The organism is Streptomyces sp. NPDC038280, from assembly GCF_055600045.1.
Genome location: NZ_JBVJYZ010000045.1, coordinates 1 through 1973, shown reverse-complemented (window position 1 = coordinate 1973; position 1973 = coordinate 1). Strand labels below are relative to the sequence as shown.

Below are 1973 nucleotides of genomic sequence, written 5' to 3'. Positions count from 1 at the left end.
CGTCCAACTCGGCATACGAAACCCCGGCACCCTCCGCGACGATCGCCACCGCATCCGGCCTCCGAGCCACCTGCCCCTCAAACAACTCATGCACCCTGGTCGCTTCGGCAGCGGTCGCCGTCGCATTCCACTCCACCAACACCCGACGGCGCTCGACCTCGCCCAGGGTCGGGACGGCGCTCAAGCGGATCCGCGGGGCGCCGGCCAGCAGGGTGAGCACCCGCACCCAGGACTCGGCGATCCGCTCGGCCCACTCCGGGTCGAACAGGTCCGCGGCGACCGTCACCGAGCCGCGCAGACCGCCCGGAGCACCTTCGGCGTCGTACGTCTCCCCCACCATCACATCGAGGTCGAACTTCGCCGCACGAGTACCGGTGGACATACTCCCGGACCACACGACGGGCGTGGCCAAGGCGTCCAGACCGGCGCTGACGGTGTTCTGCTTCGTCAGGACGACCTGGAAGAGCGGGTGGCGAGCCATGGAGCGGGCCGGAGCCAGCTCCTCCACCAGCCGCTCGAAGGGAACGTCCTGGTGGGCGAAGCCCGACAGACCCGCTTCCCGCACCCGGGCGAGGAGTTCGGTGAAGACCGGGTCACCCGCGAGGTCCACGCGCAGCACCTGCGTGTTGACGAAGCAGCCGATCAGGTCGTCGAGGGCGTCGTCGCCGCGGCCCGCGTGCGCGGAGCCGATCGGGATGTCGGTCCCCGCGCCCAGCTTCGACAGCAGAGTGGCCAGGGCGGCCTGGAGGACCATGAAGACGGTCACACCCTCGGCACGGGCGAGTTCCGCGAGGCCTGCGTGCACCTCGGCCGGGACGTCGAGAGGAGCGCTGTGCCCCACGTGGGACGCCACCGCCGGGCGCGGCCGGTCGAAGGGCAGATCCAGCTCCTCCGGCGAGCCTGCCAATTCAGTTCGCCAGTAATCAAGTTGGCGGGCGCTCACGCTGCTGGGGTCCTTCTCGTCACCGAGCAGCTCGCGCTGCCACAGCGCGTAGTCCGCGTACTGGACCGGCAGCGGCTCCCACTCGGGCACCCGGCCCTCGCGCCGAGCCGCATAGGCCGTCGCGAAGTCCCGGGCAAGCGGCGCGCGCGACCAGCCGTCGCTGGCGATGTGGTGGACCAGAACGACAAGCACCCGCTCGCGGTCGTCGGCCCCGCCCCCAGCGGCCTCGACCGGCTCACCCGCCTCGAACAGTGTCGCTCGGATGGGCACTTCGGCGGAGAGGTCGAAGGCGTACCGCGCAGCCTCGGTGACCGCGTCCTCCAGGCCGGCCGGGGCGACCCGGACCACGTCCAGCCCCCAGTCCAGCTCATCGAGCCCGATGACCTGCTGGTACGGCTCCCCGTCGGCGACCCGGAAGACAGTACGCAGGACCTCGTGGCGGCCGATGATGTCACGTAGGGCCTCGTTCAGCGTGCCCTGGTCGACCTCGCCCGTCAGGCGGACGGCTATCGGGCTGTTGTAGGTGGCACTGGCTCCCTCCAACTGGCTGAGGAACCACAGTCGTTGCTGGGCGAAGGACAGGGGGAGTCGCTCCGGGCGCTCGCCCGCCGTCAACGCCAACCGCGCCTGACCGGCGCCGAGCAGGACGGCCGCGAGACCCGCCACGGTCGGCGTCTCGAACAGGGCCCGCAGCGGCATCTCGACACCAAGGACCGAACGCACCCGGCTGATCAGACGAACAGCAAGCAGAGAATGCCCGCCGAGCTCGAAGAAGTCATCATCCACACCAACGCTGTCGAGACCCAACACTTGCGCGAGCACCCCACACAGCAGCTCCTCCTGGAGCGTCGCCGGGCCGCGCCCCGTACCCGCCGCGTACTCGGGTGCGGGCAGCGCCCGCCGGTCCAGCTTGCCGTTGGAGTTCAACGGCAAGCTCTCCAGGACCACGATGGCGGACGGGATCATGTACGACGGCAGCCGGTCCTTCGCAAACTCCTGAATACGTGCAGGCAGTGCGGCCGCCTCAACT

1 protein-coding gene is annotated in these 1973 nt (G+C 70.2%); it reads right to left on the bottom strand.

Annotated features, from left to right (window positions below):
* A partial coding sequence (locus tag ACZ7J0_RS33730; RefSeq protein ID WP_470893900.1) for a condensation domain-containing protein occupies positions 1-1909 on the bottom strand: 1909 nt, incomplete at its 3' end.
* Positions 1910-1973 lie beyond the last annotated feature (64 nt).